This window comes from Myxococcales bacterium (assembly GCA_016712525.1).
Classification (GTDB): Bacteria; Myxococcota_A; Polyangia; order Polyangiales; family Polyangiaceae; genus JAAFHV01.
Genome location: JADJQX010000006.1, coordinates 475639 through 500590 on the forward strand (window position 1 = coordinate 475639; position 24952 = coordinate 500590).

Sequence of the window (24952 nt, forward strand, 5' to 3'; positions counted from 1 at the left end):
CTACACGAATCCCGCGCGGATCCGTGTAAGCTTCGCCCACTTTGAAGGACGAAGCGACAGGCCGCGACGCCCGAGAGGCCTCGCCCCCCGAGCCCGAAGCGAGCGGCGCCGAAGCCCCCCCCTCTCCCGAGCCCGAGAAACCCGAGCCCGAGGCCGAGCCACGCGCCGAAGCCGACATCCCCGGGAAAGTAGGCTCCGCCGAGTCCGTCGACGCGAGCGTGTCTCGCGAGCCCGAGAGCACCCCCGACGACGCTCCGGCTCCCTCCGAGGGCGACGACGCTGCGGCGCGCGAAGCGCCGAGTGAAAAAGGCGAACCGGTCGCCTCGCCCTCGCCCTCGCCGACGACACGGCCCGCGTGGCAACGCTGGGCCTTCGCGGTGGTGCCCGCCGTCGCGCTCCTCGAGCTCGTCGCCCATGTCCGCCAGACGACCGACGTCGTCCCCGAGAGCGACTGGGTCGCCGCGCGCGAGGTCGTCAAAAAGACCATCAAATCCGAAGATTTGCTCCTCTTCGCCCCCAAGTGGGAGGACCCGATCGGCCGCGCCATCTTCGGCGACGAGCTCGCCTCCCTCGAGCGCACCGCGCGCCCCGACGAGAGCCGCTTCCCGCGCGCCATCGAGGTCTCGGCGCGAGGCAAACACCGCCCCGAGCTCGCCGGCTGGAAGCTCACGAACGAAGAGCGGGTGGGCAAGCTCGTCGTGGGCACGTACGAGAACCCCGCGCCGGTGAAGCTCCTCGACGACCTCCGCCTCTTCGTATCCCCCGAGAAAATGGCCGTGTTCCGCGTCGACGGGGCCAAAGAGTCCCCGTGCTCGTTCGTCCGTGGTCGACCGCAAGCCGGAGGGCTCGGCGCAGGTCCGGCGGTGCCGGGCGATCGTTTCCAGTGCGAGGGGGGCAGCTTCGTCGGCGCGAGCATCATCCACGCGCTCGATCACGATCCGAAGGCGTGCCTCTTCGCGCCTCCGTTCGGGCCGAACGTGGTGCTCCGCGTGAAGTTCAAGAACGTCCGGTTCGGCCGCGCGCTCCACGGCCACCACGGCCTCCAAAACGAGGCCGAACGCGACAAAACGGGCGCGCCCGTGTCCATCACGTTCCGCACCGAGCGAGGCCTCTTGGGCCGCGCCGAGCACAAGGACGGCATGGGGTGGACGGGCTTCGAGCTCGACACCCAAGAGCTCTCGGGCCGCACGACCGACCTCGTCGCCGACATCACTGCGGGCAACGCGAACCGCCGCCACTACTGCTTCGAGGCCGACACCCGATGAAAGACGACCCCGTGGCCACGAACGACCGCACGAGCTCGCCCGAGGCCGAAGCCGAAGCCGAAGCGCGCACGAGCGCGAAAGACGGCGCGAAAGACGGCGCGAAGCGCGGCAAAGACAGCGCGAAGGAGAGCGCGAAAGACGGCGCGAAGGAGACCTCCCGCCCCCGTCGCCCCGGCGATCTCGAGGGCAAAGATCACGCGATCGGGCTCGGCATCGCGGCGGTCTACGTCGGGTGGCTCTTGGCCACGGCGCGCACCCTCGGCTTTTGCCGCGACGAGGGCTTCTATTTCAACGCGTCGAGCCGCTACGCCCAGTGGTTCCGCGTCCTCTTCGAGCGCCCCGGCGACGCCCTGAAGCGCCCCTTCATCGACTCGCTCTGGTCCGCGAACCACGAGCACCCGTCGCTCATGAAGAGCCTCTTCGGGCTCTCGTACATGTACCTCCACGAGAAGTGGAAGCTCGTCGCCGACGCGAGCACGGCCTTCCGCTTGCCCGCGATGCTCATGATGGGCCTCGCGATCTACGTGACGTACCTCTTCGGCGCGCAGGCCTACTCGCGTCGCGCGGGGGCCATCGGCGCGGCGCTCCTCGGCCTCATGCCGAACGTCTTCTACCACGCGCACATCGCCTGCTTCGACGTGCCCATCATGGCCATGTGGACGGCCTGCATCTACGTGTACTGGCGCTCCGCGAAGGACGGCGGCCTCGGCTGGGCGATCTTCGCGGGCATCATGTACGGCCTCACCCTCGAGACGAAGCACAACGCCTGGATGTTGCCCGGCGTCTTCTTGCCGCACGCCTTCGTCATGGCGCGCGACGAGGTCTCGAAGGACCTCAAGGCCGGCAAAATCGCCTTCCCCGCGTCGCTCGTCGCCATGGCCACGCTCGGGCCTCTGGTGTTCGTCGCGCTGTGGCCGTGGATGTGGAACGACACCCTGCCGCGCTGGCAGGAGTACTTCGCGTTCCATATGAACCACGAGTACTACAACATGGAATTTCTCGGCAAAAACTACTTCGGGCCGCCTTCGCCCAAGGGGTACATGCCGCTCATGATCCTCGCCACCGTGCCCACGGTCACGCTGCTCCTCTCGGGCATCGGTGTCGTCGAGCGCGGCCTCGCCGACCTCCGCCGCTTCGTCGGTGTCGCGGCCGAATCGCTAGGAAAAAAGGCGCCCGCGTTCGCTTCGCCCCGCGCCTCGTCCGTGCCCGTGCACGACGACAAAGCCGAGACGACGGTGCTCTTCCTGCTCTCGGCCGCCGTCCCGCTCGCCGTGTTCTTGCTGCCGCGCACGCCCGTCTTCGGCGGCACCAAACACTGGATTACGGCCTACCCGTTCCTCATGATCTTCGCGGGGCGAGGCTTCGATCTCGTCTGCAAGAAGGCCGAAGAGGCGCTCTCCGGCAAGCTCGACACGATGAAGCGAAATGCGCTGCCGTGGGCCCTCGCCGCAGCGTGCCTCGTCGGCCCCATCGTCTACACGCAGCACTCGCATCCCTTCGGGCTCACGTCGTACGTGCCGGTCGTCGGGGGAGCGCCGGGCGCGGCCGATCTGGGCCTCAATCGGCAGTTCTGGGGCTTCACGACCCAGAGCCTCGACCCGTGGCTCCGCGCGCACGCGCCCGAGGGCTCGTCGCTCTATTTGCACGACACCGCGTGGGACGCATGGATTCGCCTCGTCGACGAGAAGCGCATCCGCCCCGACATCCGCGGCGTCGGCTCCCCCGGCGAGGCCGACTTCGCCATCGTCCACCACGAGCTTCACATGGCCGAGGTCGACTACAACATCTGGAGCGAGTACGGCCACGTGGCACCCGCCTACGTGCTCACCCACGACGGCGTCCCCGTCATCAGCCTCCACGCCCGCAGGCTCCCGCCCGACGCCCACCCGCTCGCCCCCTGAGCTGCGCTCACTCGTCGGCGGTCGGGTGGCAGGTGCCGTCGAACCCGCGCGCGTTGTGGGCGCCGTCGCAGAACGGCTTTCGTTGGCTCGCGCCGCACCGGCACAAGTACACCGGGAAGCGCTTCGGCACGATCTCGCGCCCCGTCTTTTGGTCGACGAGCTTGCACGGCTCGCGCACGCAGATGGGCCCGTTTTCGAAGAACTTGATGACGCTCGGATCGGCCATCGCCGAACTATGGCAAACCCCGCCGAAAGAGGCGAAAACGCGGCGCGCCCCCGTCACACGGGGTCGCCGAAGAGCTCGCGGGCGCGGTCGACCGAGAAGTAGAGCCCACGCGCGTAAAGCCTCCGCACCTCGTCGGGCGGAAGATCCCCGGGCCTCCCTCGGATGGCGAACGCGAGCAAGATCGCCGCCGTGACGCTCACGTTCAAGCTCTCGACGAAGCCCCGCATCGGCACGCGGACCCTGTGCGTGCACGCCGCCGACAGCTCCTCGGCGATGCCCTCGCGCTCGCTCCCGAGCACCACCGCCACGCGCGGGATGTCGGTCAGCGCGTCCGGCTCGAGCTCCCCCTCGGGGTGGGTGCCTACGAGGGTGTAACCATCGGATTTCAAACGAGAAACGGTATCCGAGACGGTGGGGTGACGGACGATGTCGACCCACTTCTCGGAGCCCCGGGCCACGCTCGTGGCGGCCAAGAACGGGCGATCGCGCTCGATGACGTGGAGGTACTGCACCCCGAACGCCTCGCACGAGCGGAGCACGGCCGCGCCGTTGTGCGGATCGTAGGGCGAGTCGAACACGACGGCCACGCTCGCGAGCCGGGCGTTCAGCACCGACAGGATGCGGTCCCGCCGCTCTTGGCGCACGAAGGGCTCGAGGGTCTCGATGACCTTCACCGGGTCGTGGCGCTCGACGCGGCGCACGAGCTCCGGGACGAGCTCGTCGGCGTTCCGCACCCCTTCGCTCTTTCGCCGCATCGAGGTGCGCGGAACCTAGCCCAAAAGCCTCGGCTATTTGTGGGAAAAAGGGCCGAGCTTGGCTACGTTTCGGGGGGCGGCCCGCCGCCCGTCCATGCGCCCCTCGTTCGCCTCGATTTTGCCGCCTCGGCGGAAGAAGCGGTCCATTCCGTGGGGCAGGGCGATCGCGCGGTTTTTCTGCGTGATCCTGGCGCTCGTAGGGGTGGTGCCCGTGGGGCTCGCGGCGCTCGCCAAGTCCGCGTACGTGCGCGGGCTCATCTCCCGCGAGACGGCGAAGCTCGCGAAGAGCCAAGGCATCGTCGCCCGGTACGACGTGGGCATCTCGTTCGTGCCGCTCGCGATCGAGCTCACGAACGTGCGCGTCGAGTCGAGCGACGGCAAGGGCCCGTTCCTCGAGGCGAAGCGCGCCGTCGCGAAGCCGCGGCTCTTCGCCCTCATGGCCGGCAAGCTCGACATCGACCAGATCGAGGTCGAGTCTCCGAAGGCGCGCGTCGTGCTCCGGGACGGGAAGCTCGCGAACCTCGCCGTCGAGATCCCCGAGTCGAAAGAGAAGAAGCCCTTCCGCGCGCCCTTCAACGTCATCAGCGTGAGCGACGCCGACGTGGACCTCGTGGTCGACGACGTGCTCCACCTCACCCTGCAGGAGGTCGACGCCGACGTGGCCGCCGAAGAGCCCGACGCGGTGTCGGCCTCCGAGCTCGAGATCGCCGTCCGCGCCGCCGTGATCAAGTCGCGCTGGCGCCGCGGCGTCGACCCGAAGAAGCCCGAGGAGATCGACGCCGAGGACGACATGCTCTGCGACCTCGACGCCCGGGTGCGCATCGAGAACGACAAAATCCTGGTGCGCCGCTTCTCGACCCAGGGCGGCGCCGATCTCGATCCCGAGGGCGACACGTTCACGGGCTGCAACCTCCCGAACGACGACAAACGAAAGGTCGAGGTCGCGATCCACCAGACGACGATCCTCCTCCCCGAGCCCGGCAAGACGTTCCCCCGCGTCGATGGCCGCGTGCTCGTGCGGGCCCCCATCGCCCTCGCCTCCCGCGCCCCCGGCGCGCCCGACACCGACGGCTGGGTGAGGCTCGAGGGCGAGCTCAAGTTCTCCTCGGCCGACGAGCTCCCCGACTTCGACGGAACCATCCTCGCCGAGGGCGTGCGCATCGACCACTTCACGATCGCCCAGCAAATCAAGGGTGATCTCGTGCTCCACAAAGACCCGGACCCGAAGCGCTCCGGGTCGCAGGTGGTCGAGAGCAAGAAGATGCTCGTCAAGATCGCCGGCGGCGAGGTCGCCTTGACGAACGTGAAGGTGCGCCCCCTCGAGCCCGCCAGCGCCGACGCCCTCTCGGCCTCGGTCGACGTACGCAACGTCGACTTCGTGCGCCTCATGGCGGAGCTCGGCGTGTCGCAGCACGCCCACGTAAGGTGGGACATCCTCGAGGCGAACGTGCCCCACTTCGGCGGCTCCTTCGCGCCGCTCAAGCTCGACGGCGATTTCGTCGCGCGCACCGGGGTGTTCGAGGCCTTCGACTCGGCGGTCGACAACCCGAAGCGCGTCCGCGCCGTCGGGCTCAAAGAAGCCCAGATCAAGAGCCACCTCGCCGTGCGCCCCGACGGGGTGAGCTTCGTGAGCCCGCGCCTCGTCACGCCGAGCAGCGTGGTCGACGGCAACCTCGTCTTCATCGGCTACGCCGGCGGGCTCCGGGTGGACGTGCCCAACGCGCGCGTCGACCTCGAAGAGATCTCCCCCATCGGCAACATCGTCATGAAGGGCTTCGCCGAGGTGAAGGTCGACGTCTTCGGCTCCCAGGGAGATCCGAAGATCGACGGCGACGTGAAGAAGATCACGGGCTTCGAGCTCGCCGATCTCAAGCTCGGGGACATCGAAGGCGGCCACGTCGAGCTGCGCGGCATGGCGCTCGACCTCACCGACGTCCGCGGCTCGAAGGGCAAGAGCCACTTCCTCATGCCCACCGGCAGGCTCGACTTCGGCGGCCCGGCGTCCATGCGGATGGACGCCACGATCACGACCGAGGACATGCGCCTCAAAGAGCCCGACCGCACCCGCGACAAACCCACCGACCACGGGCTCCTCTCGATCTTCAACCTCGCCCAAGACCCACGCTTCGCCCCGATCGACGGAAAGATCGCGGCCACCACGCAGGTCCACGTCGCCCTCGGCGGGCCCGAGGACCAGTGCGGCGGCGGCTTCATCTCGGTCGTCGCCAAGGCGAACGTGAGGGACGTGCTCCTCTTCGGCGAGAAGTTCGAGGACGGTCACGCCGACTTCGAATACCGCTGGTACGACCCGAAGGCCGGCATCGACGGGGCCGAGCTCTTCGTGCGCGCCATGACGCTCCACAAGGTGCACCGCGAGGGCAAGGGGCCCGTGGGCTCCGCCATCGGCTCGATGCAGCTCCTCCGCGGCGGCGAGCTCCGAGGGAGCCTCACCCTCGACGGCCTCCCGCTCTCTCGAGTCGACGGTCTGTCCGCCGTGCTGCCCGGGGTCGACGGCGCCGCCTCGGTCGTGGCGCGCCTCGGCGGGAGGACGAACGCCATCTCCGTCACGGCCGACGCCGAGATCACCCCCATTCGTTTTCGTGGAAAGAAGCTCGGGCAGTCGCACGTGCACTTCGAGATGGTCCCTGCCCAGCCCAAGCCGACCGAGGTGCGCGGCCACACCAAGTGCGGCGCCCCGATCGGGCCCCCGTTCGACCCGCAGGCCTACCTCGCCGACACCTCGTCCGCGGGCGATTTCGTCTTCGACGGGGAGCTCTTCGATCACCAGATCAAGCTCGATAACCTCACGATCTCACGAGAGAAATCGCAGAACTTTTCCGGCAAGGTGCTCTTCCGCAAGGTCGACCTCGGCCTCGTGCTCGGGATGGCGTCGTACTCCCCGAAGGCGAGCGACGAGACCGACGTGCTCGACCCGCTCGAGACGACCGGCGGCGAGCTCTCGGCCGACATGACGATCGACAAGCTTCGGTTCGAGGATCTCGCGAACGCGCGCGTCACCTTCGCGCCGAAGTCGCTCTCCTTCTTCCGGGACAAGCAGCGGATCGTGTGGCAGCCGGCGCCGGTCCAGATCGTCTACGCCGACGACGCCATCTCCCTGCCGCCGCTCGGCTTCGAGCTGGCCTCGGGCAACGGGCTCAAGGGCGCGTTCATGCTCACGGGCGATCTGTCGCGTGTCTCGAGCAAAGATCCGAAGCTCGATCTGCGCGCCGAGCTCCTCCCGGTCGACCTGGGCATCTTCACCGGGGTCGTCCCGAAGCTCACGCGCGCCTCGGGCAAGCTCTCGGGCGCGGTGCGGGTGACGGGCCGCGCCCTCCAACCCGACGTCGAGGGCGAGGTGAAGGTGCGCGGCGGCGAGCTCGCCATCCAAGGGCTCCCCAGCGTCATCTCGGACGTGAACGTCGACATCGTCGCCGACGACGAAGAGATCCGCGTGACACGCGCGAAGGCCGGCTTCGCGGGGGGCGAGGTCGAGGTGACCGGGCGCGCTCCGCTGCGCGGAAATTTGCTGGGATCCATGGAAGCGCGGGTCGTCTCGCGCGGGCTCCAGCTGAAGCCTGCGGATGGCATCTCGGCCACGATCGGCACCGACGCCCGCATCACGTACAACGCGCTCGCCGCCGGGACGGGAAGCGCCAAGCTCCCCCACGTCTCCGGTGAGATCCTGGTGGCGTCGCTCGAGTACACGCGCCCCATGGAGATCGACGTCAACGACGCGCTCCGCGGCGGTGCCCAGCGCACCGAGGTCAAAGGCTACGACCCGACGCTCGACTCGGTGGTCTTCGGCCCCGACTTGGTCATTCGCGCCAAGGCGCCCCTTCGCATCCGCAACAACCTCATCGAGACGCAGCTCTCGCTCGGCCCCCAGGGGCTCGCGGTCACCGGCACGAACCAACGCTTCGGGCTCCGCGGGGAGATGCGCGCGCTCCCGGGCGGGCGTGTGCACCTCCTCGCGAACGACTTCGACGTCCAACAGGCCGTCATCAAATTCGACGACGCCTCGAAGATCGTGCCCTACATCGACATCGTCGCCACCACCGACTACCGCCGCTTCTCGAGCGGCAGCGCCCTGAACGCCCAGAGCGTCACGGGCCGCAACGGCGCGTCGTGGCGTATCAACCTGCACGTGTACGGCGCCTACGGAGGCGACGAGCCCCTCCGCCTCGACATGACGGCCGACCCGGCGCTCTCCCGCGAGGACATCTTCTTGCTGCTCACCGTCGGCCTCACTCGAACCGAGTTCGATCAGGCGCGCCTCGGCGATCTCGGCACCGCGGTCGGCGGGGCCTTCGCGAACGCGACCGGCGCGGATCGCGCGGTAAAACAAGCCGTGAACGTCATCGACGACTTCCGCTTCGGTAGCGCGTACTCCCCCCGCACGGGGCGCACCGAGCCGCAGATCACGGTCGGGCGGCGCCTCTCCGACGACGTCCGCGCGTCGGTCACGAAGAGCTTCACCGACGACCAGCTCCGAGGCAACGTCGAGTGGCGCCTGTCGAGGACCACGAGCGTGCAGGCGAACGCGGACAACGTGAACAACTCGGCCTCGGGCTCGTTCCCCAACATCGGCTTGGACTTCCGCTTCCGGCTCCAATTCGAGTGACACGCCGAGAGCCGGCGCGGGCCGCTGCTTTCGCCCAATTTTCCCACGGTTTCCGCTAACCTCCGGCCGATGGGTCTCGGCCGGCGAAGGGTGCTCCCGAAAGGGCCCGGGGGGCGTAACGCCCCGGCGGGTGCCTTCGTCGCGCTCGCCGCGCTCGTGCTGGGGGTGATCCTCTTCGTCGGTCGCCCACGGCCACTCTTCGCCGACGCGTCGAAGCGCTTGGTCCCCATCCCATCGGCCGTCCCCGTCTCGCCGCCGCCGCTCGCGCCCACGCTCGAGGGCGCCGATGCCTCCCTCCGCGCGCTCGACGGGCGCTTGGTCGACGTGGTCGAGTCGGTGGTCGACGACGCGCTCTGGCCCGACATCGTCGCCCCGTCGCTCGGTCCTCCGCCCAAAGACGAGCGGCTCTCTCCCGTGGTGGCGCGCAAGTACCTCGACGAGGCGCTCTCGACGGGGCGCTTCGCGGACGGCGTGGTCCAGGCCTCCCCGAGCGAGAAGGGCGGCGTGCGGCTCATGGTCCGCCTCTCGCCCCGCAAGATCGTCGAGTCGGTGGCCGTCGAGCTCCACGGCGCGCCGTTCACGTTCGAGGAGGTCGCGCGCGAGGCCGATTTGGCCGAAGGCGGAGAGCTCGTCGCGAGGGACGTGCCGCGCCTCAAGGCCAAGGTCAAGGTGTTGCTCGCGCGTCGCGGCTACCCCGCGGCCAACGTCGCGCTGCGTACGTCGCCGGGGCTCGATCGCTCCCACGTGTCCGTCACGCTCGACGTCGAGCCGGGCAACCCGCGCCTCGTCGACCACAAGGTGTTCTTCTTCACGCGCGGCAAGGCCGAAGACTTCGAGAAGTACACGAGCGACTACGCGGTGAGGCTCAAGGAGCGCGCCGACGAGGGGGCCATCGCCGCGGCGAACGCCCAGCTCGAGACGCGCCTCCGGGCCGCGGGCTTCCACAGGGCGCAGGTGTCGAGCGACCTCGTCTCGGTCGACGACAAAGTCGTGCTCCGCGTGCGGATGGACACGGGCCCGCGGTTCGAGGCTCGCTTCGAGGGGAACGAGCACTACGACGCGTCGGCGCTCTCGGGCGCCCTCGCGCTCGACACCGACCCCGACCTCTCGGTGGGCCACCTCGTGCAGAAGGTCGGCGAGTTCTACCGAAAGCGGGGGTATCTCGACGTCGAGGTGGTGCCGGAGACCCGGGGCCAGCTCTCGGACCCGCTCGTCTTCTTGGTGTTCAAGATCGTCGAGCACGAGCGGGTCTCCGTGGTCTCTCGCGAGTACCCCTGCCTCGCCGTGGAGGATCTCAAGAACGCCGAGGACGCGCCCAAGACGGCCAAGGGGCTCGGCGAAGAGATCGACAGCTACCTCGACGAAGAGCTCCCGGGGCAGGACTTCTTCCGTTCACCGAGGCCGCAAGGTCTCGACGGGCTCCTCTCCCCGAACCGCCACGGCACGCGCGTCACGCCGACGGACCTCGCCCCGCGCACCACGTATTTCCCCGACTCGTACGAGCGGGCCATGAAACACGTGCAGGAGCTCTACCGGTCGGAAGGGTTCCTGTCGGCGGAGGTGGGCCCGCTCCACGTGATGCGGCCGTTCTGCAAGAAGGGCTCGAAGCCCGGCGCGTGCGAGCCCGTGCCGTTCGACGACACTCCGCCCGTCTGCAACGTCGACTCTCAAGGTCTCCCGCTCCCGCTCCCGCCCCAAGATCCGCGCCTCTCGTGCGTGCCGGACCCGGCGCGTGGCCTCGAGTGCGCGCCGTACGTCGTCCTTCGCATGCCCATCCGGCTCGGCCCGCAGAGCCGCATGTACGACGTATCGTTCACGGGCATCAAGGCCTTCACGACGCGCGAGCTCGCACGCGCCGCGGAGCTCGACATGAAGGGCCCCGTGAGCTCCGCCCGGCTCGACGAGGCCCGCCGCCGCATCGTGGACCTCTACCACCGCAAAGGGTACGCCTTCGCCGAGGCGAGCTTCGCCCTCGACCTCTCGCAGGACAGGTCGCGCGCGCACGTGCGCTACCGCGTGAACGAGCAAGAGCAGGTCATCGTCTCGGGGATCAAGATCCGCGGGAACGTGCACACGGTCACGCGCACGATCGAAAATCGCGTGGCCCTCGAGGTGGGCAAGCCCTACGGCTCGGACGAGGTCCGCAAGACCCAAGAGCGCATCGCGACGCTCAACGTCTTCTCGAGCGTCGTCGTGTCCCTCGAGGATCCGAACGTCCCCCAAAAGAACAAGAACGTGGTCATCACCGTGGTCGAGCGCCCGCGCCACTCGCTCGAGTTCGCGCCGGGCGCCTCGACGGGCGAGGGCGCGCGTTTTGCGGTCGAATACGGGCACAAGAACCTCTTCGGCCGCGCCATCGGAATGACGGCGCTCGTGCAGCTCTCGTACCTCCCGACGGCCTTCATCCTCGACTCGACCGCTCGCGCCAACTACGAAAACCTCCCGCTCGAGGCCCGCATCGGCAGCCGCGCTACCTTGGGCTTCCAGTTCCCGGAGATCGGCCTCGGCCCGCTCGTCGCCTTCGGGATCGACGGGGTCGGCACCCACGATCTCCGCCGCGACTACTACATCACCAAGATCGCAGGCACTCCGAGCATCACGGTTCGCCCCCACCGCGAGGTCACGCTCACCTTCGGTCAGAGCTTCGAGTTCAACAACCTCCGAGTGCTCGCCGCGTCGAACTTGCGGGCATACCTCGCCACGCTGAAGGGAGACGAGCTCTTCGCGCAGGCCCGCGTCTTGAACCTTCCGAACGGAGAGACGTTCGTCGCCGCGCAGCGCTTCGCGTTCGCGTGGGACCGGCGCGACAACGCGCTCGACGCCTCGAAGGGTACCCTGCTCTCGTCGTCGCTCGAGCACGTCGACGCCTTCCCCCTCGGCGTGGACGCCGCCAGCCAGGCGGGCCAGGAGAGCCACTTTCTCAAGTTCTTCAATCGATTCAACTTTTACGTCAAGCTCCCCTTCAAGGCGAGGTTCGCCTCGTCGTCGAACCTCGGCACCACGGTGCAGCTCACCGCCACCTCGTCCACCTACACGGACCGCCTGTTCTTCCTCGGCGGGCAGGACATGCGCGGGTGGTACGTGCAGTCCTTCATTCCGCAAGACGACCTCGACAAGCTCGCGGAATCGGCAGACGCGGGGTGTGCCCCGGACGACAAACGGGACGAGTGTTATACCCTCGCGAAAGCGCCGGTCCGTGGCGGAGACCTGTCCGTCGTGCAGCGGTTCGAGGTGCGAATCCCCGTCGCGGGGATCGTCGAGACGGTGCTCTTCGGGGACTTCGGCAACCTCTGGCGCGAGATCGGGTATCCGTTTCGAAAGGGCGAGTTTCCCATCCGGGTCGACGTCGGCACGGGGTTGCGCCTGAAGACACCGGTCGCGCCCATCGCGGTCGACTTCGGTCTCAACCTCACGCGCCGGTCCGCCTTCGAACCCGACGTCGGAGCGTTCAGCTTCTCGCTCGGCCTCTACTGACGTCGCCTGGGTCTCGTCGGCTTTACCCTCGGGAGGCGAAGAAGTAGCGTGAGCCCGTGAGCCGCGCCCTCTCCGATTTCGAGTCGCTCTTCGGTCACAAGCGCGCCCTCGTGGGCATGATCCACGCGGGGGCCATGCCGGGCACGGTGCACGCGCGGGAGCCGATAGGCGCCATCGTCGAGCGAGCCGTCGCCGAGGCGCGAATCTACCGTGACGCGGGCTACACGGCGCTCCTCGTCGAGAACATGCACGATCGCCCCTACATGAAGGGCGAGGTCGGGCCCGAGGTCGTCGCCGGAATGACCGCCGTGGTGCGTGAGGTGCGGCGCGCGGTCGACCTCCCCCTCGGTGTCCAGGTGCTCGCGGCGGCGAACCGCGAAGCCCTCGCCGTGGCGCTGGCGGCCGGGGCCGAGTTCGTGCGCGTCGAGGCGTTCGCGTTCGCGCACGTGGCCGACGAGGGGCTCCTCGAGGCGTGCGCCGGCCCGCTCCTCCGCTACCGTCGATCGATCGGCGCCGAGCACGTCCGGGTGTACGCCGACATCAAGAAGAAGCACTCGTCGCACGCCATCACGGCCGACGTCTCCCTCGCCGAGACGGCCCACGCGGCGGAGTTCTTCTCGGCCGACGGGGTCATCGTCACGGGGACGGCCACGGGCGCGCCTGCGCTCCCGGGCGATGTCGACGAGGTCGCCGAGGCCTGCGCGCTCCCGGTCTTCGTGGGCTCCGGGATCACCCCGGACAATCTCGTGCAGTATGCACGTGCTCGAGGGTACATCGTCGGTTCGTACGTGAAAGAGGGCGGCGCGTGGCAAAATCCGCTCGATCCGGCGCGAGTCGCCGCGCTCGCGCGGGCCTTCGAGGAGCTCCCTCGGTGAGCGCGCCGGAGCTCGTCCTCGTCGGGAACCTCCTCGTCGACGACCTCGTCTACGACGACGGGACGACCCGCATGGGGCAACCCGGGGGCGCGCTCCTCCACGCCGCGATCGCGGCGACGGCCTTCGGAGCGCAGGTGGGCTGCGTGAGCATCGTCGGCTCGGACTACCCGGCGCATGCGCTCGCGACGCTCGAGGCTCGCGGCGTGTCGCTCGAGGGGGTCTCGCGCCTCGAAGGGCCGGGTGTGCGCGTGTGGCTCCTCTACGAAGCGGGGGCACGGCGCATGATCCCGTGGCTCGGGCGCCCCACGCACGCCGACGTGTCGCCTCTCCCGGAGAGCTATCCGAAGGCCTACGAGGGCGCGAAGGGGGTGCACGTGGCGCCCATGCCGTGGGCGCGCCAAGCGGCCTTCGTCGCGGCCGTGGGGCGGGGAGGGCAGCAGGTCTCCCTCGACCCGTGCGAGCCCCTCGACGACGCCGGGCTCGATCGTGTCCGCTCGGCCCTCGCGCACGTGGACGTGCTCTTCGTGAGCGACGACGAGGTCGCGTTCGTCGATCCGGCCGGGGCGCTCCCTTCGCTCGCTGCGGGGCGAACGAAGTGCGTCCTGCATCGTCGAGGCCGCGAGGGGGGCGTCGTCTACCAGTCCGATGGTACACGAACGACGTGGAGCGCCTTCCCCACGCGCGAGTTGGATCCTACGGGCGCGGGTGACGTGTTCGCGGCGGCCTTCATGGCGGCGTGGGTGGAGGGCGCGTCGCTAAGGGACGCCGTCGCGCGGGGCGCCGCGGCGGCGAGCGTCGCGGTCGAAGGGCTCGGGGCCGCCGCGCTGCTCGGGGTAGGGGAGGGAGAGCTCGTTCGCCGCGCTGCCGAGGTCGTCGTGAGCGCGGCGCGCTGAAGCCCTCGGGGGCGCGTGGTAGCGTCTCGCGCGATGCCTCGCGCCTCGTCGTCCCGAGCCTTGCCCGTCGTGCCTTTTCTGCTCGCGCTCGCGCCCTCGCTGTTCGGCGGCGTAGGTTGCGCTCCGCCGACGAGCCCGCCGGCCTCTCCGGTTCGCGCGCCCTCGCCCGAACGCGCCGAGCGGGCGATCGTCGCGCTCCTCGACGGGTGGCACGACGCCGCGGCCCGCGCCGACGAAAACGCCTATTTTTCAGCCCTCGCGAGCGACGCCGTGTTCATGGGCACGGACGCCACCGAGCGATGGTCCAAGGACGCGTTTCGGGCCTACGCTCACCCCCACTTCGCGAAGGGGAAGGCCTGGGCGTTCCGCGCCGTCCGTCGCACGGTTCGCCTCTCGTCCTCGGGTGAGGTCGCGTGGTTCGACGAGGACCTCGACACGCCGAACCTCGGCCCGGCCAGGGGCTCCGGCGTCGTCGTTTTCCGCGACGGTGCCTATAAGATTGCACACTACAACCTCTCGGTCCCGATCCCGAACGCCCGCTTTTCCTCGGTCAAACGCCTCCTCTCGGGGGACCCGCTCGCCCCACCCGCGCGGTCGACCGAGCCGTACTCGCCGGCCTCGTTCACCTCGCCCGCGCGTGCCCAGAAGGTGTCGGCGATCCTCCCCAAGGTGTCGGCCCTCGTCGGCGCGGCGCACGCCTCGCGCCACCTCCCGAGCCTCGCGGTCGCCCTCGTCGTCGACGGCAAGGTGGTCCTCACGTCCGTCCACGGCTTCGCCGACGTGGCGACGAAGCGGCGCGCCCACGCCGACACGGTCTATCGCATCGGCTCGATCACCAAGACCTTCACGGCCGAGGCGCTGCTCGCCCTCCGCGACGAGGGGAAGCTCTCCCTCGACGACCGGCTCGACGCCCACCTCCCCGAGGCGAGAGGCCTTCGGCACGCTCCGGGAGACGCGCGCGCCGTCACGCTCCGCGAGCTCCTCTCGCACGTGTCGGGCCTGCCTCGCCTCGGCGGCTTCGACTACACGCGCCCCGACCGCGACGTGACCGAGGCCGAGGTGCTCGCGTCGCTCGGCACCACGGTCGCCGAAGCCCCCGACACGGCGTACCTCTACTCGAACTTCGGCATGGGCCTCGTGGGCCTCGTCGTGGGGCGCGCCGCGAAGGCGCCCTACCGTGACGTCGTCAGAGACAAGCTCCTCGTCCCCCTCGGCATGTCGTCGACCGCGTTCGACGAGAAGGCCTTCGCGCCCGAGCTCGTCGCGAGCGGGTACGCGTCGCGCTTCTCGAACGAGCCCGCGCCGAGGTGGCGCCTCGGGGCCTCGGAGGGCGCGGGCGGGATCTATGCATCCCTCACGGATATGGCGAAGTGGGTCGCCTTCCAGCTCGACGCGTGGCCGCCGCGGGATGGTGGCGCCGAGGGCCCGCTCGCGCGCGCGTCTCGCCGTGAGGCGCACGTGCCGCGCTTCTTCACGGGGCTCACGGCCGACGCCAAGGGCAGCCCCAAAGGCACGCTCGACGCGTCGGCCACCGGGGTCGGCCTCGCGTGGCACACCCGCACGACGTGCGCGTACGAGCGGCTCGTCGAGCACGGCGGCGCCATCGATGGATTCAGCTCGCAGGTCGTCTTCGCGCCCGACCGAGGCTTCGGTCTCGTCGTGCTCACGAACGCGCTCGACGGGGGAGCCGCGGCGATCGGAGACGAGGTCCTCGAGCTCCTCGCGAGCGAACCCGCCCTCGCCCCTCGGCAGCCCGTCGCGAACGCCGAGCTTTCCGCTCTCGTCGGCCGATTCGTAGGGAAAATGCCCTCGTTCGACGAGGAGTCCTACGTCTCTCTCTTCGCCGAGTCGTTCCGAAACGCGGTGCCCCTCGCCAAGATGCAGGAGGTCGGCCTCGCGATGACGAAGGCGCACGGGGCGTGCACGGTCGGGCCCGCGACCGAGGTGCGGGGCGCCGCGTCGGCCACCTTCCGGCTCTCGTGCGCGCGCGGGTCGATCCTCGCCCACGCGAGCCTCCAGAGCGGAAAGCTCGCGGGCCTCGTCGTCGAGTCGACCGGGTTGCCCGCTACTCCCGCGACGACCACGGCCGCGCGCGACGCGCTCTCGTTCCTCTCTCGTTGGGATCACCCGAGGTACGCCAAGGTGTTCGCGGGTACGGCGAAGGAGGACGTGCTCGAGAAGGCCTTCGCGCGTCAACGCGAAACCGTCGGCGTCTGCAAGCTCGCGGGCCCGGGCGAGGGAGACGGCGCGCGCCGCGCGACCTTCGCGCTCACGTGCGACAAGGCACGCGGAAAACCCTGGGAAATGTCCGTCGGTCTCGACGACGCGGGGAAGGTCCGCGAGGTCTTCTTCCGGCCCAAAGAGCGCGCGGGGCGCTGTTTCTGAAGCGCGGCTCGAGCCTCGCGCGTGTCGACGGCGCGAGGCCCTTTGCCGGCGGTCCCTTGCTCAGCCCAAGAGGTCTTCGACCCGCAGCCCGAGCCGCGCGACCTCGGTCTTCGCCCGGGCGAGCAGCACGTCGCGTGCATCTTGCACGGAAATGCCCTGCACCTCGAGGGCGCCGATGCGATCCTCGGGCGAGAACGCGCTCTTCGTCTTCTCCATGGAGAGCTTGTCGGGCTCGTAGGCCGCGTTCGGGACCTTCGTCTCCACGATGGTGTAGTCGTCGCCGCGGCGGAGCTCGAAGGTGACCTCACCCGTGATGCTCGGCGCGATCCACGTCGTGAGCGACGTCTTCAGCATCTCGGCTTCGGGATCGAACCAGCGACCTTCGTAGAGGAGCCGACCGAGCTTGCGGCCGAGCGTCGTGTAGAGGTCCGTCGTGTTCTCGGAGCACACGGCCGACAGGATGCGCTCGTAGGCCGCGTGCAGCAGCGCCATGCCCGGCGCCTCGTAGATGCCGCGGCTCTTCGCGTCGATGACGCGGTTCTCGATCTGGTCGCTCATGCCGAGCCCGTGCCGACCGCCGACCCGGTTCGCCTCGAGGAAGAGCTCCGTGAGGCTCGAAAATCGCTTGCCCGAGAGCGACACCGGCACGCCGCGCTCGAAGCTCACCGTGACCTCTTCGGCCTCGATGACCACGTCCTTCTTCCAGAAGGCGACGCCCATGATCGGCTCGACGATGCGCATGCCGCGGTCGAGGCGCTCGAGATCCTTCGCCTCGTGGGTCGCGCCGAGCACGTTCGCGTCGGTGCTGTAGGCCTTCTCGGTGCCCATTTTGTAGGGCAAACCGATCTTCGTGAGGTACTCGCTCATCTCGGTGCGGCCGCCGAACGCGTTCACGAACGCGCTGTCGAGCCACGGCTTGTAGATGGTGAGGTTCGGCGAGAGCAGCGCCCCGTAGCGGAAGAAGCGCTGGATGTCGTTGCCCTTGTGGGTGCTGCCGTCGCTGAAGACGTCGACCCCGTCCTCCTTCATGGCGCGCACGATGGCCGTCGTCGTCACGACGCGGCCGAGCGGCGTCGTGTTGAAGTACTTCCGCCCGCCCGTCGCCAGGTGAAACGCGCCGCACTGGAGGGCCACGATCCCCTCGGCCACCATCGCGTCCTTGCAGTCGAGGAGGCGCGCGGACTTGGCGCCGTGAACGAGCGCGCTCGGAGGGATGTCCTCCGGGGTCTTCTCGTCGGGCTGGGCGAGGTCGGCCGTGTAGGCGTGCACCTCGAGCCCCTCGCGAGAGAGCCACGCCACCGCCGTGCGGGTGTCGAGGCCGCCGGAGTAGGCGATGCCGATGCGGGTACCTTGGGGAGGAAGCTTCTTGTGGATGCGGCTCACGCGGCCGGGTTAGCACGCCGCGACGGGCCGAATCACGCAAAACGGGAGACGTCCCCTCCCGCTCCGGGCGCGAGGTGCGAGAATGTGAGCAGCTCCGCGCCCCGTCTCGAATGCGTGCAGAGCGCACGTCGTGGCGGTCCGCCTCTGGGCGTCGCGCTGCCGCCGCGCTACACCTCGGAGTGATGCAAAGGCTCGTCACGCGCACCCGCAGGGCCCTCGGCTCGGCGCTCATGCAGGGCTTTTTCCACGGCGCCTCGCGCGTCGGAGCGCTCCACCCGCTGGCCCGCCCCGAGCGCCACGGCGTCACCGTGCACAGGGACGTGCGCTACCACGGAGAGCACGGCGAAGAGCACCTCCTCGACGTCTACGTCCCCGACGGCGCGACCTCGGCGCCCATGGTCTTCTACATCCACGGCGGAGCGTTCCGCATCCTCTCGAAGGACACCCACTGGATCATGGCGCTCGCGTTCGCGCGCCGCGGCTACGTGGTCTTCAACGTGAACTACCGCCTCGCGCCGGCGCACAGGTTCCCCGCGGCCATCGCCGACGTGTGCCACGCCTACGCGTTCGCCCTCGAGAGCGCCGCGCGTTTCGGCGCCGATCCTTCGCGCGTCGTCGTCGCCGGGGAGTCGGCCGGCGCGAACCTCGCCACGAGCCTCACCCTCGCGACCACCTTCGAGCGACCCGAGCCCTTCGCCAAGCTCGCGTTCGACACGGGCACGGTCCCGCGCGCCGTCGTGCCCGCGTGCGGCATCTTCCAGGTGACCGACACGGCCCGCTTCGCTCGGCGAAAACAGGGCTTCTCACGCTTCGTCGCCGAGCGCCTCCGCGAGGTCGAGACGGGCTACCTCGGGCCGTCCCCGACGATGGCGTCGCTCGATCTCGCCGACCCGCTCTGCTTCTTCGAGAGGGGCCCCGAGCCCGCTCGGCCCGTGCCGCCGTTCTTCCTCCCCGTCGGCACGAAAGACCCCTTGCTCGACGACACCCGAAGGCTCGCCCGCGCCCTCCGCGCCATGGGCGTCTCGGCCGAAGAAGAATATTACCCGGGTGAAATTCACGCCTTCCACGCGTTCGTCATGCGCGCGGCGGCACGAAAGTGCTGGGGCGACACCTTCGCGTTCCTCGCGCGCCACGGCATCGGGCCCGAGCGCGCCCACGAACCTGTCCGCCGCACCCCCGACCACCACGGCCACGTGGGCTGAGATCCACCCGCCACGGGAGACGTGCGTCATGCACACGTCTCCCATGTCGCGGGCGCCTCGTCAGATCGAATCGAACAAGACCTCGCGGTCCTTCGAGCCGTTCGCCGGGCCCACGAGCCCACGCTTCTCCATCATCTCGACGATGCGCGCGGCGCGGTTGTAGCCGAGCCCGAGCTTGCGCTGGAGCCACGAGGTCGAGCACCGCTTCGTGTCGGCGACGAGGCGCACGGCCTGGTCGTACATCGGGTCTTGCTCGGCGTCCTCTTCGGCCTCGGCCGCCGCCTCTTCGTCGCGCGGCTTCAGGATGTTCTCGTCGTAGACGGGCTCGCCCTGGAGGCGCAAAAAGTCCATGATTTTCTGGACTTCCTCTTCGCTCAAGAACGGGCACTGCACGCGGCGCGTGTCGTTCGTGCCGTTCAGCTTCACGAGCATGTCGCCCTTGCCGAGGAGGTGCTCGGCGCCCTGCTCGTCCAAGATGGTGCGGCTGTCGATCTTCTGGGCCACGCGGAAGGCGATGCGCGTGGGGAAGTTCGCCTTGATCATGCCGGTGATGACGTCCACGCTCGGGCGCTGCGTCGCCAAGATGACGTGCATGCCGGCGGCGCGGGCCTTCTGCGCGAGGCGCGCGATCGAGGCCTCCACCTCTTTGCCCTGCTGCATCATGAGGTCGGCGAACTCGTCGACCACGATGACGAGGTGGGGGAGCTTCTCGGGCAAGGGCTGCGTGCCCTCCTCGCCCTCCTCGGGGGCGACGGCGTCGGAGAAGCCGTTGAAGTCCTTCGCGATGACCTGCTTCGGCAAGGGGTTTCGCGCCTCGCCCCGCTCGACGCGCTTCACCCACGCGTTGTAGGTCCCGATGTTCTTCGTGCCCGCGTCGGCGAAGAGCTGGTACCGGCGCTCCATCTCGTCGACGGCCCACTTGAGCGCCGTCGCCGCCTGCTTCATGTCGGTGACGACCGGCAAGAGCATGTGGGGGATGCGATCGAACGGCGCGAGCTCGACGACCTTCGGGTCGATGAGGAGGAGGCGCATCTCCTCGGGGGTGCGGCGGTAGAGCAGCGACGTGAGCATCACGTTCAGCCCGACGCTCTTTCCGGCGCCCGTCGCGCCCGCGACGATGACGTGGGGCATGCTGGCGAGGTCGGCGTAGACGGGCGTGCCGACGATGTCGCGCCCGAGCACCACGGGGAGCGGCGAGTCGAGCGTCTGGAAGCGGCGATCCTCGACGAGGTCGCGGAGGTTCACCGGGAGGCGCTTTTCGTTCGGGAGCTCGAACCCGATGCGGTTCTTCCCGGGGATCGGCGCGACGATGCGCACCTTCTTGGCGAGGGCGAGCGCGAGATCGTCGGCCAGCGACGCGACGCGCGACACCTTGGTGCCGGCCACGGGCGACACCTCGAACGTCGTCACGACGGGCCCCGGCAGGATCTCCTCGACCTTGCCGGAGACCTTGTAGTCTGCAAGTGTCTTGACGAGCGTCTCGGCGTTCTTGTGGAGCAGCGCCTCGTCGAGCACGAGGCTCGGGTCGACCGTGGCCGCCTCGAGCATGTCGGTCGGCGGCAAGCGGAACCCGGCTCCGAGCGCGGGCACGAGCCTGTCGAGCTTCTCGAGCTTCGTGGGCTTCTCTTTGGCGAGCGCGGCCGACGTGTCGACGATCGTGATGGCCTCGGCGTTCGTGACCGGGGCCTTCGCCGCCGGCCTCTTCTCGGGGGTCGCCAGGGCGAGCGCGGGCTCGCTCTCGGGCGCATCGTCCGCGCTCGCGTCGTCCGCGGTCGCGTCGTCTTCGAGGTCGTCGGTCTCGGGCTCGGAGGCCGCCCCCGCGAAGAGCTCGGAGCTCGTGTCGATGACGAACTTCGGGCCCTCGTCGAGGTCGTCGGGAAGGTCGAGCGGGCTCTCTTCGCGGGGCTCCGCCTTTTTCCCTCGGCGCGCGCGCGGCGCCTGGGCGCCCTCGGCCTTGAGGCCCGGGGCAGGGGCTTTTTCGGTCGCGGGGGGTGGCTCGTCGACCGCGGCGTCGGCCTCGGCGTCGTCGCCCTTCGCCGGGGTGGCGTCCTTGGCGCGGGGCGCGCGAGCGCGCGATCGTTTGGACTTGACGGGCGGAGGGAGCACCGACTCTTCCGGGGGCACGAACGTCTCGTCGTCGTCGTCGAGGCTCGCGGCCACGAAGGCCTCTTCGCCGCGCGAGAGCTTGATCTTCGGGGTGGCGGCGGCGCGCTCCTTCTCGTCCGCGGCGCGCTCGAGGGCACGCGCGGCGGCCCACGCCTCGGCGACCGAGCGCGCGCCCGTGGTCGTTCGCGTGAAGAGCGCCTTGAAGAACGCGGCGATCGTGTGGACGAGCGCGATGAACGAGAAGGTCGCCCGGGCGATCAAGATGAGGCCCACGAGCGAGAAGCCGACGAGGAACGAGCCCACGGTCGAGAAGAGCGAGCGCGCGACCTCGCCGAAGAGCTCGCCCACGAGGCCCGCGGAAGGGTGCTTGCCGAACGCGACGGCCGTGGGCCACCCCACCTGGACGAGGGCCGCGCCGAGCACGAGCAGCAGCATGTCGCCGCCGAGCCGCGCCGGCGTGAGGTTGTTCTCTTTGCCTCGCACGAACGGGATGCCCAGCAAGAAGAGCTCGAGCGGGATCGACCACGACGCGAGCCCGACGAGCTGCACGAGGCAGCGCGCGCAGGCCTCGCCGACGGGGCCCACCCAGTTCTCGCCGACGATCGGATCGTGCGGCACGGCGTTCGGGGACGGCGCGAGGCTCGGCTCACCCGCGTACGAGGCGAGGGCCAGCGCGAGGAAGATGGCCGACGTCCACATGACGAGGGCGGCGATCTCCCGATGACGAGCGAGGGCCCCCGCGCCGGCGCCCAAGACCTTGGGCACGCGGTTGTTCGAGGGGAGCGCCGAGTCGGGGCGTCGCTGGGCGAGAAGGGGGAAGGCCATGCTCCTTTTATCCTACATCGGAGACTATGTGGGTAGGAGCCCCGAGGCCAAGTTCGTCGTGCGGGTCGCTGCTAGGTTCGCCGTGGCCCCGCGAAAACGTGGGCGCGCGCCCTCGGCACCGAAGTTTGTTGGGAGAGCCCCGCGGCTTGGGTAACATGGGACCCCTTGCGGGACGTGACGGGAGCCTTGGCCCGGCGCGCTCGTGCCGTCTCGGGGAGGGCCTGCCTACGCAGGTTGCCCCCGAGCCCGGACTTCGGACGAGGAGAGATGGCCGTCGAAACCAATCGAAAGTTCTCGAGCCGCACGACCCGGTCGATGTGGCCTGCCCGCGTCGCCCTTCTCGTCAGCCTGCTGGGCACGGTCGGTGCGTCGTCCGTCCTCGGTGGATGTGCCGTGAGCGAGACCGACGTGAAGCGCTGGGAAGGCACCGAGCGCGGCCCCGTGAAGCTCGTCGCCGTCCTCACCCACGACAAGTACAAGCCCGAGCTCCGCATCGAAGCCGCCCTCGCCCTCGTGCGCATGAAGCCCCGCGGCGGCAAGAAGGTCGGCTTCACGATGCTCCTCGACAAATACAAAGACGAGGAAGGCGTCCAACGCGAGGGCGCGCTCAAGCAGCTCGACGAAGAGTCGCGCAAGATGATCGTGAACGGCATGGCGCCGACCCTCGTGAAGGAGATGGAGGCCGCTCCTCCGCCTCGCACGGCCGAGGGTCGCCTCCCCGAGGACAAGTCGATCCCCTACAAGGACGCGGCCTTCGCGATGCTCTCGAACGAGCCTACGCTCGTCGGCGACGAGAACACCCGCAAGGAGCTCTCGGCCGCGCTCATCAAGTGGGTGCAGGCGGGCTTCGAGGATCGCCTCGAGAACAGCTCGCAGCAGTACAGCGTCGAGCAGATGATGCGCTTCCTCGGGCCCACGAGCGTGAAGGCGCTCCCGGGCATCATCAACGAGAGCGCGAACCGCCTCGACCGCATGGCCGGCCTCATCAGCGAGCTCGGCGACGCCGAGACGAAGCAGAAGGCCTCCGAAGCCCTCGTCGTGCTCGCCAAGAAGCTCCTCACCCCCGACTGGGCCACCGCCCAGACGAAGGTCGTGAAGGAGTTCAACGAGAAGAACAACGTCAAGGCGAACGACTCGCAGGTGGCCCAGCAGGTCGAGAAAATGCTCGATCGCCGCCTCACCGAAGAGATCTTCGTCGCCATGAAGAAGGTCGGAGGTCGCCCGGCCATCGAGTTTCTCATCGGCTTCGCCGGAGACGCGAAGAACAAAGAAGACCGCCGCAAGCTCGCCCTCGCCGCCCTCGAGGGGCGCATGGACAAGAGCAACGCGAAGGACCTCGAGCACGTCTTCGCGATCGTCAAGGAAGAGACCACGCCCGACTCGGTGCGCGACGTGGCCTTCCAGCGCCTCGGCGAGTTCCCCAAGGAGCTCATCGTGTCGAAGCTCTACACGGTCTTCGACGCCAAAAAGTGGAAGGTGCGCTGGGTCGCGGCGAGCATGATCCTGAAGACCATGAACGCCAAGCAGATCGGCGATTTCATGGACAAGATGCCCAAGAACGACAAGGTCAAGATGGGCATGACCGAGCCGCTCTCCTACGGCCAGATCATCGCCAAGATGGAGGGGGATGGCCGCGCGGCGCTCGCCCCGTACCTCCAGTCGAAGGTCATCGGTCCGAAGGTGGTGGCGCTCGGGTCCTTCTACGAGGGCAAGAAGGCCGACATCCACCTCGTGCAACCGTACGAGAACGACACGGCCCTCCTCCCGAACGGCAAGTGCGAAAAGGAAGACGAGTGCGACTGGAAGGTCGACGTGCCCAAGCCCGGCAACCCGAAAGAGACCGAGCCGAAGGAGCTGAAGACCGTGGGCGACCTCGTCAAGTACGCCATCATTCCGTCGATGGAAAAGTGACGACTTTCCACACGTTGCGGTCAACGTCGGTCGCCGCTTCGGGGGCCGGAGCGCGCGCCCGGGGGTGGGCGGAGCGGGGGAGTGTGCCTCGCGCTCCATGCAAAGTAGCTCTTGCCCGCGCGGGCCATTTTGCGGAAAACTTCTCCATGGTTGGCCCACGAGGGCAAACTGCTCGCTCACCCGCCTCGGCGGGTGGGGCGCCGCCGGGCGAGGCTCGGGGCATCGGGCGTCGCGGTCGCCGCACCCTGTCACTTTTCCAACGCTCGCCCGCGCGAAGCGAATCACCAAGAAGGCACGTCAAGGGGTCTCGATGAGCTCGGATCCGAACAAAAAAAGCCCGCGAACGTTCCAGTGCCGCGACGTCTTGTGGGACACGTTCGAGCAGATGGCGCGGGAGCTCGAGTGCAGCGTCGACTACCTGATCAACGAGTCGATGAAGCAGTACTCGAGGCAGCGGAACTATGGCGAGCGTGCGCCGATGCGCGAGCCGCCGAGCCGCGACCCGGGGTACGCGAGCGCACCGCCCCCGCCGCCCATGCCGGCGCGTGGCACCATTCCGCCCACGCCCGCCGGGCGCCTTCCCCCGCCGCCCATGCCTCGTGGTGGTGGCGCGGGCATGCCTCCTCCTCCTCCTCGCCACCCGACGCTCAACCCGAGCCGGCAGCCCCCTCCTCTCGGCGGTGGGGCGGGTGGCGGATTGCCGATGCCTCCTCCCCCGCGTGGGCAGCAGCCTCCTGCGTACCCGCGGAACCCGCCCCCTCCGGTCGAGCGCGAGCGCCCGCCGCCTCCCCGCGAGACCCGTGATCCGGGGCCGCCTCCAGGGCGAAGCAACGGGTTCGGCCCGCAGGGGGCATCGCTCAGCGTCATGTACCAGGGCGAGAAGTGGGCCGTGAACAAGGACCGCTTCGTCATCGGCCGTGGCCGTCAGTCGAGCGACCTCACGCTGAAAGACCCGAACGTGTCGCGTCAGCACGCGATGGTCGAGTACCAGAACGGCGTCTACTTCATCGTCGACATGGGCTCGACGAACGGCGTCGAGTACAACGGGCAGCGCATCGCGCGAAAGCAGATCGCCGAGGGCGACGTCTTCCGCATCTGCGACCACGACCTGCGCTTCACCTTCCGCTGAG

Annotated in this window: 14 protein-coding genes; 10 read left to right on the forward strand and 4 right to left on the reverse strand. The window is 69.2% G+C overall.

All coding sequences use genetic code 11. The annotated features are described in order from the left end of the window. Positions 1-41: 41 nt before the first annotated feature. Together IPK71_13930 and IPK71_13935 are read left to right on the forward strand one after the other, a co-directional pair. A complete protein-coding gene (locus IPK71_13930) occupies positions 42-1265 on the forward strand; it encodes a hypothetical protein (GenBank protein MBK8214834.1) in 1224 nt (407 codons plus the stop codon). Further along, positions 1262-3166, forward strand: a complete 1905-nt coding sequence (locus tag IPK71_13935) for a glycosyltransferase family 39 protein (protein MBK8214835.1) — start codon at positions 1262-1264, stop codon at positions 3164-3166. Before IPK71_13930 ends, IPK71_13935 begins: the two co-directional genes overlap by 4 nt. A 7-nt stretch (positions 3167-3173) precedes the next feature. On the opposite strand, the gene IPK71_13940 is transcribed toward IPK71_13935, so the two are convergent. Both IPK71_13940 and IPK71_13945 read right to left on the reverse strand, forming a co-directional pair. Then, entirely contained in the window at positions 3174-3392 is a 219-nt protein-coding gene (locus tag IPK71_13940; protein MBK8214836.1) for a CDGSH iron-sulfur domain-containing protein, read from the reverse strand. Positions 3393-3445: 53 nt separating this feature from the next. After that, the gene (locus tag IPK71_13945) at positions 3446-4147 is read right to left on the reverse strand and encodes an RNA methyltransferase (GenBank protein ID MBK8214837.1); all 702 of its coding nucleotides are present in this window, start codon (positions 4145-4147) and stop codon (positions 3446-3448) included. 58 nt (positions 4148-4205) lie between these two features. On the opposite strand from IPK71_13945, the gene IPK71_13950 reads away from it, so the two are divergent. From IPK71_13950 to IPK71_13970, 5 genes are all read left to right on the forward strand, one after another. Beyond that, entirely contained in the window at positions 4206-8768 is a 4563-nt protein-coding gene (locus tag IPK71_13950; protein MBK8214838.1) for a translocation/assembly module TamB domain-containing protein, read from the forward strand. Between the two features lie 69 nt (positions 8769-8837). After that, positions 8838-12242 carry a BamA/TamA family outer membrane protein gene (locus IPK71_13955; GenBank protein ID MBK8214839.1) on the forward strand — a complete coding sequence of 1135 codons (3405 nt, stop codon included), beginning with the start codon at positions 8838-8840 and terminating at the stop codon, positions 12240-12242. Positions 12243-12298: 56 nt separating this feature from the next. Next, positions 12299-13117, forward strand: coding sequence for a BtpA/SgcQ family protein (locus tag IPK71_13960; GenBank protein MBK8214840.1), 819 nt, complete (start codon positions 12299-12301; stop codon positions 13115-13117). Then, positions 13114-14010 (forward strand): carbohydrate kinase family protein, encoded by an 897-nt coding sequence (locus IPK71_13965; protein ID MBK8214841.1) that lies wholly within the window; start codon positions 13114-13116, stop codon positions 14008-14010. The genes IPK71_13960 and IPK71_13965 overlap by 4 nt, the downstream gene beginning before the upstream one ends. Before the next feature lie 33 nt (positions 14011-14043). Next, positions 14044-16395 (forward strand): serine hydrolase, encoded by a 2352-nt coding sequence (locus IPK71_13970; protein MBK8214842.1) that lies wholly within the window; start codon positions 14044-14046, stop codon positions 16393-16395. A 60-nt stretch (positions 16396-16455) separates the two neighbouring features. On the opposite strand, the gene argG is transcribed toward IPK71_13970, so the two are convergent. Continuing rightward, on the reverse strand, positions 16456-17778 hold the full coding sequence (argG, locus tag IPK71_13975) for an argininosuccinate synthase (protein ID MBK8214843.1): 1323 nt from the start codon (positions 17776-17778) through the stop codon (positions 16456-16458). Between the two features lie 182 nt (positions 17779-17960). Here argG and IPK71_13980 point away from each other — a divergent pair, with 182 nt between their 5' ends. Further along, a complete protein-coding gene (locus IPK71_13980) occupies positions 17961-18980 on the forward strand; it encodes an alpha/beta hydrolase (GenBank protein ID MBK8214844.1) in 1020 nt (339 codons plus the stop codon). A 60-nt stretch (positions 18981-19040) separates the two neighbouring features. On the opposite strand, the gene IPK71_13985 is transcribed toward IPK71_13980, so the two are convergent. After that, complete coding sequence (locus tag IPK71_13985; protein MBK8214845.1) at positions 19041-21911, reverse strand: DNA translocase FtsK; 2871 nt, start codon at positions 21909-21911, stop codon at positions 19041-19043. 267 nt (positions 21912-22178) lie between these two features. On the opposite strand from IPK71_13985, the gene IPK71_13990 reads away from it, so the two are divergent. After that, a complete protein-coding gene (locus IPK71_13990; GenBank protein ID MBK8214846.1) occupies positions 22179-23822 on the forward strand; it encodes a hypothetical protein in 1644 nt (547 codons plus the stop codon). 310 nt (positions 23823-24132) lie between these two features. Continuing rightward, positions 24133-24951, forward strand: coding sequence for an FHA domain-containing protein (locus tag IPK71_13995; GenBank protein ID MBK8214847.1), 819 nt, complete (start codon positions 24133-24135; stop codon positions 24949-24951). Position 24952 lies beyond the last annotated feature (1 nt).

Excerpts from the sequence above, each read along its gene's own strand:
- IPK71_13940 (MBK8214836.1), bottom strand. The coding sequence starts at position 3,392 with ATGGCCGATCCGAGCGTCATCAAGTTCTTCGAAAACGGGCCCATCTGC.
- IPK71_13995 (MBK8214847.1), top strand. The coding sequence starts at position 24,133 with ATGAGCTCGGATCCGAACAAAAAAAGCCCGCGAACGTTCCAGTGCCGC.
- IPK71_13945 (MBK8214837.1), bottom strand. The coding sequence starts at position 4,147 with ATGCGGCGAAAGAGCGAAGGGGTGCGGAACGCCGACGAGCTCGTCCCG.
- IPK71_13970 (MBK8214842.1), top strand. The coding sequence starts at position 14,044 with ATGCCTCGCGCCTCGTCGTCCCGAGCCTTGCCCGTCGTGCCTTTTCTG.
- IPK71_13980 (MBK8214844.1), top strand. The coding sequence starts at position 17,961 with ATGCAAAGGCTCGTCACGCGCACCCGCAGGGCCCTCGGCTCGGCGCTC.
- IPK71_13990 (MBK8214846.1), top strand. The coding sequence starts at position 22,179 with ATGGCCGTCGAAACCAATCGAAAGTTCTCGAGCCGCACGACCCGGTCG.
- IPK71_13935 (MBK8214835.1), top strand. The coding sequence starts at position 1,262 with ATGAAAGACGACCCCGTGGCCACGAACGACCGCACGAGCTCGCCCGAG.
- IPK71_13955 (MBK8214839.1), top strand. The coding sequence starts at position 8,838 with ATGGGTCTCGGCCGGCGAAGGGTGCTCCCGAAAGGGCCCGGGGGGCGT.
- IPK71_13985 (MBK8214845.1), bottom strand. The coding sequence starts at position 21,911 with ATGGCCTTCCCCCTTCTCGCCCAGCGACGCCCCGACTCGGCGCTCCCC.